General features: G+C 55.9%; 9 protein-coding genes. 1 reads left to right on the forward strand and 8 read right to left on the reverse strand.

Annotated elements, in window-relative coordinates; genetic code table 11:
* Positions 1-187 (forward strand): integrase core domain-containing protein (locus tag DyAD56_RS07660; protein WP_146010459.1); only part of this gene is annotated, 187 nt, incomplete at its 5' end.
* Positions 188-589: 402 nt separating this feature from the next.
* On the opposite strand, the gene DyAD56_RS07665 is transcribed toward DyAD56_RS07660, so the two are convergent.
* The 8 genes from DyAD56_RS07665 to DyAD56_RS07700 all read right to left on the reverse strand — a co-directional run bounded on the left by DyAD56_RS07665 (position 590) and on the right by DyAD56_RS07700 (position 11121).
* A complete protein-coding gene (locus DyAD56_RS07665; RefSeq protein WP_102302176.1) occupies positions 590-1285 on the reverse strand; it encodes a hypothetical protein in 696 nt (231 codons plus the stop codon).
* Positions 1286-1396: 111 nt separating this feature from the next.
* Positions 1397-1828, reverse strand: a complete 432-nt coding sequence (locus DyAD56_RS07670) for a hypothetical protein (protein ID WP_102302177.1) — start codon at positions 1826-1828, stop codon at positions 1397-1399.
* A 127-nt stretch (positions 1829-1955) separates the two neighbouring features.
* Positions 1956-2480 (reverse strand): pentapeptide repeat-containing protein, encoded by a 525-nt coding sequence (locus DyAD56_RS07675; protein WP_102302178.1) that lies wholly within the window; start codon positions 2478-2480, stop codon positions 1956-1958.
* A gap of 120 nt (positions 2481-2600) precedes the next feature.
* The gene (locus DyAD56_RS07680; protein WP_102302179.1) at positions 2601-3017 is read right to left on the reverse strand and encodes a hypothetical protein; all 417 of its coding nucleotides are present in this window, start codon (positions 3015-3017) and stop codon (positions 2601-2603) included.
* Complete coding sequence (locus DyAD56_RS07685) at positions 3014-5875, reverse strand: RHS repeat-associated core domain-containing protein (RefSeq protein WP_158241287.1); 2862 nt, start codon at positions 5873-5875, stop codon at positions 3014-3016. The genes DyAD56_RS07680 and DyAD56_RS07685 overlap by 4 nt, the downstream gene beginning before the upstream one ends.
* Before the next feature lie 5 nt (positions 5876-5880).
* Positions 5881-7617, reverse strand: a complete 1737-nt coding sequence (locus DyAD56_RS07690; RefSeq protein ID WP_146010461.1) for a DUF6531 domain-containing protein — start codon at positions 7615-7617, stop codon at positions 5881-5883.
* Positions 7618-7670: 53 nt separating this feature from the next.
* Positions 7671-9347: a DUF6531 domain-containing protein gene (locus tag DyAD56_RS07695; RefSeq protein ID WP_102302182.1), complete on the reverse strand. Its 1677-nt coding sequence runs from the start codon at positions 9345-9347 to the stop codon at positions 7671-7673.
* A gap of 91 nt (positions 9348-9438) precedes the next feature.
* A complete protein-coding gene (locus DyAD56_RS07700; protein ID WP_158241288.1) occupies positions 9439-11121 on the reverse strand; it encodes a DUF6531 domain-containing protein in 1683 nt (560 codons plus the stop codon).
* Positions 11122-11584: the final 463 nt, after the last annotated feature.

The following is an 11584-nucleotide window of genomic DNA, read 5'->3' on the forward strand; positions in this document are numbered from 1 at the left end:
CCAGAACGCTTACATCGAATCGTTCAACGGGCGCTTGCGCGATGAATGCCTCAACGAGCACTGGTTTCCCAGCCTGCTTCACGCACGCACCGAGATCGAAACCTGGCGCCGGGAATACAACGAAGAACGACCCAAGAAGGCTTTGGGCGGGCTCACGCCCGCCGACTATGCGAAGCAGCTAAAGTGACACTGGGCTCTAATTCGTCCCGCTACTGAAAGCGGGGGGACGTCGCCTCCTCACTAAGCCGCGAGATGGAGCACATCCCTAATGCGCGACCATACTGACCATCGGAAATGAGGCTCACGATTTCACATGTAGTCGCTCTTGCTGTCTCGAAAGGCATTTATTACTCCTCAGCGACCACCCTCAACAGCAGCGCCAACCAGGACAGATTTGATCGGGAACACCTGCAATCCTATCGGATCCGCAAAGTTCAACGATTTAGCTTCTCCCGAAGGGTCACTCTTGATGCAATGGCCCATCTGGACCAACTGAACACCCCACCACAATCGGGTTCGCGAGTAACGGCAGCAGGAACCAGCTCCCCTCTTCAAAGGGTAATCGCTTGACCATCAGTGCCACTACTCTTCACCCGATGCCCCCAGGTAACGCGTACGACTCCTCAAGCGTATAGCTCTGCATCTGGGGCGCGTGGGGGCCAGATTTGTTAAGCAACCAATGGCCCTCAGAGGATTCGTAGAAATCTTCATCGAAGGCGCGAATCCCCATCTCTTTTAGGTAGCTCTCCAGCAACTCTGGCGTGAAACGGTCTTGGATACGTTTCTTCTGGTAGAACTCCACCTGCTCAAAGGGTAGCTTGGCACCTTGATCAACGAAGACCCAGCGACCTCCATCATTTGAAGCCGCCAATGTGCGCTCAACATTTAGCCATTCGGTCCGTGATGGACCATAGATTTCCCATTGTGTCGACCTATAACTACCCCTCCCCGCCTTTGCATCAAAGCTATTTGGCACGCTTGTCGCACAAACACCCTTCCAGCCTTGCTGAAGGCAGAGATGGGCAACGACTGGCATGGGATCGCTGCCCATTACGCCGTTGTCAAAGTAGGCGGTCCAATCAGACATGGTCTGGATGAAGACCGAACGCCGCCGCTCCACGCTAGTCAACGGCAGAAGACCATCGAAGGCACTTTGCAGTCCTCCATGTCTGTGCTCTTCGCGTATATCTACACCGCGCTTGTTTTGAATTGCCGTTTGCCAAGCAAGATAGGCGCCCGCCACCTCGCTGGCGGGTGCCTGAATGAATCCCATGGTCCAAGCCATTTGGCCATACCGATTGTCCGATAGGGATCGCATTTCAATTCACCGTATTCAACTGAACTTGCCTACTCCGTTGGCCGATAGGGCTCCCCATCGGCCAGGATGTCATTGCAATCATCCAGTCTCGGCATAGAGATTTACCCTTGCCTCAACAAGCTGAAGCGATTTAAAGACGTCCAGAACCCGCTCTGACACTATCAATCTGAGGTTAGGTGCGATGCCGAAGTCGTCCACGCCAGGTACACCCTTCACCTGAAGCCAGGAAAATGGTGGCAATGCCTTCCCCGCGAAAAGCTCAACAAATGTCTCAGACGTTCCGACCTCAACTGAGCCAAAGGATGCGCCAGTTGCTCCCGTTCTTTGCAGCTCACACTTCGCATCATCGGTGACGAGATAACACGGAAAGCTGGTCAACAGCACGTCGCCAGACCACCCATCAAACACGTAGTGAAGCACATCCACTTCTGGTGGATGTGTGCTTCTATCCATCGATGTGTGAGGCCCTAGCCCTCCGGGGACCTCAGGGCGAACTTCAAAGAACTCCATGTGCGTCGCCTCGCATTCAGGGCAAATGACCAGCTGTTCGTCCTATCGTCTCGGCCACATTGCTCGCAATATTGACCCGCACATGGTGGCCAGCCAAGGGCTTCCCCCATTGCCGAGCTGAAACAGGCTAACCGCCAGCGGGTTCCTGACCATCTTCCTCGGCCCAAGCAATCTCAAGACGCTGAGTCCTAGAGAGAGCCAGTTTCTCGCCCTGCGCCCTGGTCAAGATGGCGCCTTTCAACGTGGCGTCCTCAAAATTGCAGCCCACAAACGAGGACAACCGCATGTCCGCACCGGTCATGTCCGCCGCTTCAAAGTTCACTTCAAGGTACTGCGATGCTCTCATGTCGCATCCGGCAAGAACTGCATTGGAAAAATCCACGTCCGCAAAGTCGTTCCAACACATGTAGGACTCTCGGAGGTCAGTATTCCGAAACGCAGTCTTGCTTATCTCAGATCGGCCGAAGAACGTGCGTGGGAGGGTGAGGTTACTCAAGTCATCACCCTCACGGACCATCGTGCGAAAAAAGCAGACTCCGAGCGCCCCTTCATCGTCCGGATGCGGCATGCGCTGGGGCAATGGCGGCACATCCGGGTCGATGTACTTTCCTTCCAGACGGCGGCATGAGTCTTCGTAACTGAGGCGCGCCACTTTCTTTCCCTTCTGTTGAGCAACTTATTAGTAACGATAGATACTACGAAATCGTGTTGGTTCTAAGACGGAGTGTTGTAGCACCCAGTCTTGGCACGATGTGGCTCATCATGAGAGAGATCATTTCGTGAGTTCAATACTGTCTGGAACGATGCCTATGTCCTTGCATGTTCCCAAAGACTTCAATCCAGGCGGTGTCGGATCTACGATGGTTCCAGAAATTCTCACAACTTCGCCACTGAGTTGCTCCGCTTTCGTGAGGACATCCTGCCTGTCCCTCTCGATAAGCACAGGAAGACAGTAGCCCTGCCGTCCCGAGCCTCCCTTGTCACTAGTGGGAAACAGGTTTCTATTCTCGAACTCATATCGCAGGTATCCCTCGACCGTGACCTTTTGCCCGAGAAAAGGATGTGCATCAACGAAAAGCTGTGCGAATTTCGCGTCGTCCTTTCGTTCAGCTTGATTTGCACATCCGGCAAGTGAAAGCGCGAGGAAAGCCATCACCATTTGGCGAGCAATGCGCGTGTGTTTCTTCATGGCTTTTGATAATCGTTGAGTTGACGTTGCGTAATGCGCTTCATTGACGGGTCAAGGTGACCAAGGATCAAACGATACTGGTACTGACCATCGACTTTCTCCACTACTCCAACGACACCTTTTCGCACGATGTAGTTCGGCAGGCCAAACTTCTCGATGACTTTATTGTCACCATACCCTGGCGTTGGTGAGAATCCGTCAGCCCCTGGGTGAGAATGGCAAATAGCTTGACTAGATGATGGATCAAAAGAGAACTTACCTTCGTATCCCTTACTGGTGTATCGACCAGTGCCGGTCGCAGGTAAGAACTCATCGAGATTTGAAATAGACGCATAGTTCTCGTCGGTAATCGATGTATCCAGCGTTCGCGCGCTTAACGCAGCGACCTCATCGGTTTGAGCGTTGCCGCTGACAGTGATGTCGTCACTCTTACTCGCATCAAAGTTGCTTGCGTCGAAGCATGTGCCAGCCGCCTTCAGGTTGGCGGGGCATGCCAGTCCTAGTGGATCTACATTGCCCAACGGCTGGCTTCCTACGTATGCGTAGGTGCTTAGTCCGCCCCCTAGTCCCGAAGGGTCGCTCTGAACATAGCGGCCAATCGCAGCCTCATAGTCACGATTGACGTTCTGTGCGAGGCCGCTTTCCTGGTCGTAGTACTGCCCGGGGAAACGGAGATTGTAGGTAAAGCCATTGGTGCTGGTCGGCTGCTGCTCACCAAAGGGATTCCCCTTCATCGACCACTGCCAAATGGTCACGCCCGTAGCGTCAGTTACGGCACGCGGGGAGCCGAGGCCGTCCGCTACAACATAGCTCGTGGTGCTCGTGGTCGCCGACGTGTCCACCACGGCAATGGGAAGACCACCGAGCCAGATGTAGTCGCGGGTCGTATCTCCATACTCGCCAACCAACTGCTGACTACCATCGTAGACAAAGCGCTGGTTGAGGGTCGCCGGGAAGGTTGCAGACTTGGCAACACGCTCGTTGAGGGCGTTGTAGGTGTAGGTGCCGACCACGCGGCCATTGCGAAGCACGCTCGCCAGGCGATTTCGGCCGTTGTACGTGAAACCAAACGCTTCGCCGCCGACCGCACTGCCGGTCGTGTTGCCATTGGCGTCGTACAACCTCGCCTGATTGCCAATGGAGGTGAGGTGATGAGTGCCACTGTCGTAGGTGTAAAGACCACTCGCTGTACCAGAGGCCGTCTTGCTTAGCCGGTCCCCCGTCTTGTTGTAGGTGTACGCCTCAATGGCTTGACCTGTCGCATCGTTGACCCCGGCCAGTCGATACAGTGGGTCGTAGCCATAGGTTTCGGTTGCAGGACTCGCGCCCGGCACATCTCCAAGGGCTGTGATATTGCCCATGGCGTTTCGAGTCACGTGCCAATTGAACGCGGTGCTCGTGATATCCGTCAGGCTGTAATTCGCGTCGTAGGTGCGGGTCACGACGACGCCATTGCCCAAGGTATAGGCCGTGGCGGGGCCAAAGGGCAGATAGCTGATGTTGCTAACAACCGTCGAACCCGCTCCCTTGATGGGCGAGGTGGATACCGACGTCACCTGCCCCGCTTTGTCTCGCGTGTACTGAATCAGTGTCTGACCGGGTGTCATGACACTGCTTAGGCGGCCTGCCAGCGTGTAGGTATACCGGGTGGTATCGGTTGCCAGTCCTTGGGTCTGGCGCTTTTCAAGCACGTTGCCACGGGCGTCGTAGCAATAGACGGTCGTGACCGCGTTCTCGATGATGCGAGTCAGGTGACCAATCGGGGTCGAGCTTGTGCACCCCGTCGTGCTGTTGGGCTCATCGTAGCCATAGGCGATGTTGAGCGTCGCATCGGCAAAGGTCACGCTCGAAACACGATTCAATGCGTCGTAAGTAAAGGTCCGGGTGACCCCATTGGCATCAAGCCGGGTCAGCACGTTCCCCGCCGCATCATAGGTGTAGGCCGTCGTGCCTGTATCCCCACTGTGGACGGCTTTGAGGTCCCCCAGGCCATTGCGGTCGTAGACCGTCGCAATGTTGTCTGGGTCACTGACGCCTTCCACCTGGTCGCTGTTGTCGTAGGCCACCACGCTTTGGCTGTTTTGCGTACTGGTATCAGTACCGTTGTAGTTCTGGATGGTGCTGACCAGGCGCCCCAGCGAGTCGTAGCCAAGCTTGCGCTGAATACCAGCGGCATCAGAGCTGTGCTGGGGGTGACCGGCCGCGTCGTAGCCATCGGTACTGGCGTAGGTCAGGATGGTCTGCTTGAGGCCATCGGTGACCGTCAGTACTTGGCTTAGGCTATTGAACGTACGGGCCACACTGCGCTTGAGCGCACCCGACGCATCAAAGGTCTCTTCCTTGAGCCGGTTGCCTTCCGCATCCAGGGTGTAATGGATGTGGTTGCCAAAGGCGTCTGTGATATCAGTCAGGCGCCGCGCATCATCGTAGGTGTAACTGACTACAACGCCGTCGGCATCCTTGGTCTGGATGACGTCGCCGACCGCGTTGTAGGTCATGGTCGTGGTGGCTGGCGTTCCCGTGCTATCTCGAGTCGTGGACTGAAGCCACCCTTCCGGCGTGTAGGCCATCGTTGTCACTACACCGTTGGCGTCGGTCGAGCGCCCGGGGTTGCCGTACATGTCGTAGGTGTCGAGGGTCGTTACATGCCCCAAGGCATCCGTGATCGTCGACAGACGACCCGAGGCATCGTACGTGTAGCGCGTGATGTCATTGACGTCCGTGCGAGGACCATCGACGCTCGCGAGTAGGCCCTGGGTGTTGTACGTCAAGGTTGAGGACCGGTCTGGCGTTGTGGCATGTGCCACCACCGCCGACAAGCTCAACGCGACGAGACCGCAAAGAATCCGTTTCTTCATGTCTGTCATTCCTTGATGGCGTGAACGCTGGACGAACGCAGGCGTCCTTGGTCGTCGTAGGTGTAGGTCGTCACCCTATCGGGCGTGGTGACGGTCAAAGGGAGAAAGCGAGTCGCATCCCAAGTCGTGGTGGTCGTTCTCTCTTGGGAAGATCCTTTGGCTTCCACACGGGAGGTCTCGCGACCCAAGGTGTCGTAGGCGTAGGTGGTAACGGTGCCTAAGGCATCGGTTCGTGTCGCCACTTGGCCACGGTCGGTGTACGTATACGTGGTGTTGCTCGCAGGGCAGCCAGCAGTAGGCTCGCCTTCGATTGCGGTGACGCGTTTGACGCCTTGAATTATTTGGTACCGATACGTGACATTGTGACCAATCGAGTTGGTCACAACCGTCGTACTTTCGTCCGGGTAGGCGAGCGTGACCTTCTCCGCACCGTTGGCGTGCTCACTCGAAATCGCCCTGCCTTGTGCATCGTATTGCCACGTCGCGTAGCGAATACCACGCTCGTCAGCGATGCCGGTTAGCAGAAATGGCTTGGCCGTGACTTCGTAAAAATAACTTCGCTTCGCGGTGTGACCTTGCCATGTTCGGACGAGGCTCGTCAGACGCTGGAAGTTGTCGTAGGTATAGTTCACTGCGAGGCTGCCAACCGACAGACTCTCGACCGGTCCACCCAAATAGCTCATCGTGAACTGAAGTTGGTGACCGACCGAGTCCGTCACACTTGCGACGAGCTTCGTTCCACCACCGCTCGTGTAGGTCAAGGTCTGTGCCCGCCCATCTGCGAGTTGATAGCGGACCAATCGCCCCTGCGTATCAAAGGTCATTTGCTCATTGGACGGTGAGAAATATGTCCACTGTCCATTGACCAACTGTAGGGTTCCCTGTTCTGTTGCCTCCGGGATAGCGACGCCATTTTGCATGGTGAATATGGAGCGACGACCATCTTCCGAGAACAGAAGGATGGCCTTGGGGTCAAGATACAGGGCCGCGCCATAACTGGTTGACCAACCGCCACTCAGACCGTTGTAGTAGCGAACGAAGCGCAACTCTCCATTGCCGTCGACAAAGTCCTCTTCCTTCTGGAACTTGTTCCCGGATGCAATGCTCACAGGATTTCCTGCACAGGTGATCACACCACCCAGAGGTGGAGTAATCGGGTCTCCTTCTTCCTTGCGCTCCTGGTCCTGATCAGGGGATTCGCAGGACTGCTGAATGGGGTTGTAGATCTGCCCCTGCGGACACCCATCGCGCTTTTGCCACACCGCGTGGTAGTACGAGGCCTGCGAAACATCCCCAGTCTTGGTATTCGTAAACTGATAGTAGGTCTGACAGTCGTAGAACACGTTATTCGGCGGTGTAGAGTTCGGATCCTGCACTGGGGACTGGTAGGGAAGAACCTTGACCGTCAAGGTTGGCGTGCTGGGATTGTTTGCCAGAATAACTGGACCGTCGGCCGCGTAGGCAACTTGACAAGCCTCATCCGGTGACGCGTATTTGTCTGGATTCGAATCCAAGACGTAGTAAAAATCGCCATCCGCCGCACGAGCACTGAACGACCCAAGTGCGACAAGAATGCAAAGCCCTATACGACCGAGCATTGCCGGTGGGCGCCCAGCTTTTTGATGGCCGAACTTCGCGTCCATCAAACATGGACGAAGCCCCCATTGCCGATGAGTCACGCGGTTACTTGCAGCATTCCTTGCCATTGCAATCATCCATAGAGAAAGAGAAGTCCGCTTCATTCCCGACCAAGGCTCTGGGCGGCGTTAGCTATTCCGATATCCGTTGATGTGCTTCACTCCTTAACCGCATGAGCGCTGGACGACAGCAGGCGCCCTTGGTCGTCGTAGGTGTAGGTCGTCACACGGTCGGGCGTGGTCACCGTCAAAGGCAAGAAGCGAGTGGGGTCCCACGTCGTGGTGATGGTGCGTTCCTGTGGCGTGCCCTTGGCCTCGACACGAGAGGTTTCACGTCCCAATGTGTCGTAAGCGTAGGTCGTCACTGTGCCGAGGGCATCCGTTCGACTCGCCACCTGCCCTCGGTCCGTGTACGTGTATGCGGTATTGCTCGCGGGACAGCCCACAGCGGGCGCACCCTGGATAGCAGTGATGCGTTTGATGCCCTGAATGACCTGGTATTGATAGGTCACCGCGTTACCAAGGGCATTGGTGACCGTCGTCGAGGTGTCGTTGTTGTAAGCAAGTGTTCCGCTCGCGACCCCATCCGCCCCGGAATTCGCTACGGCTCGACCTTGACTGTCGTATTGCCAGGTCGCGACGCGGACACCTCGCTCATCAACGAGACCCGTCATCGAAAGCATGTTCACCGGGTCTTCGTACAAGTAGGTTCGAGATGTCGTATGGCTACCCCAGGTCTTCGTGACCTTGGAGAGGCGATACATATTGTCGTTGGTATAGGTCACCGTCAGTCCGTTGACGGTCATGCTCGCGATGCCAAAGGCAGACCGGACGATTTGCAGCGTGTGTCCCTGCGAGTCGGTAACGGTCGCCGTCGAATTTCCCATGCTGTCGTCGGTATAGCTAAGGGTCTGCGCCAGACCATTGGCCCGCCGCCAACGAACCAAGCGACCTAGAGCATCGAACGTAAACTGCTCGTTGCTCGAAGAACTGTAGACCCACTGCCCTCCGACCTGGGTAAGACTTCCCTGCTCCGTTGTTTCAGGCACGACAACGCCATTCACAACGGTGAATGCAGATTGTCGGCCGCCTGCTTGCGTGACCATAAAACCCCGTCCATAGGGGTCGATGAGAAGTGCCACACCGTAGGTGTTGGACCAACCGCCTCCTCCGAGGCCGTTGTAGTAACGGACAAACTCGAGCTCACCGTCGGCATCCCGATAGTCCACTTCTTCCTCGTAGACATTGCCTGTGGGCGCACTGACTGGATCCAGTACGCAACCAAGGGTGCCCCCCATCAACGGGTCAAGCGGGTTGCCCGTCTCTTTGCGGTCTTGGTCGTCGGTGGGCACTTCACATACTTCGGTCTGGATATTGAGGGTCTGTCCGGCGGGACATGATTTAGCCAACTGCTGTATTGCTGCATCCCAATCGTTGTTGGCGGAGACTAGACCGGCGCTATTGTAGAGATCGAAGTAGGTTGGGCAGCTGTAGATGTCCTGTCCGCCTGGAGTCGGAAACGGTCCCGCGTACGGCTTTATGACCACGTATGAACCAGTGCTGGCGTCGGTGTACTCCGCGATGATTTGTGGCTTCACATTGGCGTACTGTGCTTGGCACGCATCGTCGGCCGAGCTGTACTGAACCGATGAGTCACCATTTAAGATATAGAAGTATTGGGAGTCATCAGCTCGGGCGGTGGACGCAATCGCGCCAAGGCCTAGCGCTATCAATGCGGAGAGATAAAGAGACTTCGCGCTTCTAGAGGAAGCCTCTGCGGCAACCTTAGTGCTGCAATTTGTAGCGACAACCAACGTACGCTCTGCGCATTTCATGTAGGCCTTCCTGGCGATATGCCTTCCGTTGTCTTCAATGAAACGATTGATCTAACAGATCGATGAACGATGCTTGCTGTCTTCACGGCTGTCATTCCTTCACAGCGTGAACGCTAGACGTGAGCAGTCGCCCTTGGTCGTCGTAGGTATAGGTCGTTGCGCGATCAGGTGTGGTGACGGTCAGTGGGAGAAAGCGCGTGGCATCCCACGTCGTCGTAATGGTGCGCTCCTGAGGCGTACCCTTGGCCTCCACACGGGAGGTCTCGCGCCCCAATGTGTCGTATGCATAGGCGGTGACGGTGCCCACGGCATCGGTCCGAGTGGCAACCTGCCCTCGGTCGGTATAGGTGTAGGTGGTATTGCTGGCAGGGCAACTCGCTGTCGGCTCCCCTTCAATAGCGGTGACGCGCTTGATGCCTTGGATGACTTGGTATCGATAGGTGACGTTATGGCCGAGTGAGTTGGTTACCACCACGGTAGTGTCGTCGGGGTAAGCCAACGTGACCTTTTCAGCCCCATTGGCGTGTTCGCTGGAGATGGCGCGCCCTTGGCTATCAAAGCTCCAAGTGGCGTAGCGAACACCGCGCTCATCGATAATGCCCGTCAGAAGTGCTGGATGAGTGGTGTCCTCGTAGAGATAACTACGGGTAGTCGAATGGTTGTTCCAAGCTTGAACGACGGTGGTGATGACCCGCTGCGCATTGGTCGTATAGGTCACGGTCAGTCCATTCACGGAAAGACTTTCAATCGGCCCTCGAAAGTAGCTGGTGACGTATTGAAGTTTCCGGCCGCCCGAATCGGTGACGGTGAATGCAAACTTGGTCGAATTCTGAATCGTGTAGGCGATGGTTTGCGCGCGCCCATCTGCGAGCTGCTTGCCTACAAGCAACCCCATCGTGTCAAACGTGTAGCGAGTATTGTCAGGCGCGGTGTAGACCCATGCCCCATTGACCCTTTGGAGACGTCCCCGCTCCGTCGGCTCACCTACCGGCACTCCGTTGGTCAAGGTGAAAATGGATGAACGACCATCATCCGAGGTCAGCAGTAACGTATTGCCGTTGGTATCCAGTGTCATGCCGTAGCTGTGGCTCCAACGGCCACTCAAGCCATTGTAATAACGCTTGAACTCCAGCTCGCCATTGCCATCCCGGAAGTCTTCCTCTTCCTGAAATTTATTGCCCGACGCAATGCTGACAGGATTACCAGCACAGGTCGTAACGCCGCCGAGTGGCAAGTCATTGGGGTCACCCACCTCCTTGCGCTGCTGGTCCTCGCTGGGGCTCTCGCACTTGCCAGTGAAGTTGTTTTTCACTTGGCCATCAGGACAGGGGGTCTCCTTCTTCTTGGCATAGATAAGGTGTGTGAACTGAAGGTCAGTCGCTGATCCGGAAACCTTCCGGATGATTTGAAATGACGTCTTGCAGTCGTAGACAATCAATAACGGCGGATTCGAGTACGTCGCATTGACCGTTGGAGATTGGTACGGAAGAATTTTGGTTGTCGTCGTTGCTGTGTCCGGAGCCGCCGCGTGGATCTTCGGAATGTCTGCTTGATAGGCGGCCTGGCATGCGTCATCGGCATGCGGGTAGATGGTTCCATCGCCGCCGGCGATGGTGTAGTCATAGGGATCTTTGTCATCTTGCGCTTGGGCCAACGAGGTCCCTAGCACTAGCGCAATGCCAGCTATCCATACTGTCATTCGTCCCTTCAACGTGGTCCGGGCTGATAGTCGACCGTCGTCCAGAAGCGAACTTGATTTGGCGTTCCTTGCCATGACTTCTCCATCGAACACGCGTACATCGATGCCGCGAGACAGTCGCGTCATAGAGGGCATCGGAAGAATGGATTTACTGCCCTGAGGAAGGGCAAATGCCGATGGTCCGCAACTAGGCTAAGCGCCTAGTACGAGCCTCGCTTGAAACGACATCATGGACGCTTCATACCGAATCCTTGGTGTTGGACGGTGAACCAGTCACCGCTGCCCTCGATGGGCGAAGCACATTCCGTTTGCTTCCTCAGCCTCGCGATATTCTTGCGATGGCCATTACCAACAGAGCATAAACTTTCGAAGCGAAGATTCGTGTCAGGTTTTTCCGACAGCGCTTGTAGGTTGATGGGCGTCACATTTAGACGTCTTAATGTGATATCGGGAAAGCACCGTTACGCCAGCATCGGTCATCGCGACGCAACTCGCTTCTGCTCGCTTGCATCTTTCTTCAACGTTGAAGAATGCCGTG

It is taken from the genome of Dyella sp. AD56 (assembly GCF_002878475.1).
GTDB lineage: Bacteria > Pseudomonadota > Gammaproteobacteria > Xanthomonadales > Rhodanobacteraceae > Dyella.

Coding starts and splice junctions, on each gene's coding strand:
- DyAD56_RS07700 (WP_158241288.1), bottom strand. CDS start 11,121: ATGGCAAGGAACGCCAAATCAAGTTCGCTTCTGGACGACGGTCGACTA.
- DyAD56_RS07665 (WP_102302176.1), bottom strand. CDS start 1,285: ATGGCTTGGACCATGGGATTCATTCAGGCACCCGCCAGCGAGGTGGCG.
- DyAD56_RS07670 (WP_102302177.1), bottom strand. CDS start 1,828: ATGGAGTTCTTTGAAGTTCGCCCTGAGGTCCCCGGAGGGCTAGGGCCT.
- DyAD56_RS07685 (WP_158241287.1), bottom strand. CDS start 5,875: ATGAAGAAACGGATTCTTTGCGGTCTCGTCGCGTTGAGCTTGTCGGCG.
- DyAD56_RS07690 (WP_146010461.1), bottom strand. CDS start 7,617: ATGAAGCGGACTTCTCTTTCTCTATGGATGATTGCAATGGCAAGGAAT.
- DyAD56_RS07680 (WP_102302179.1), bottom strand. CDS start 3,017: ATGAAGAAACACACGCGCATTGCTCGCCAAATGGTGATGGCTTTCCTC.
- DyAD56_RS07695 (WP_102302182.1), bottom strand. CDS start 9,347: ATGAAATGCGCAGAGCGTACGTTGGTTGTCGCTACAAATTGCAGCACT.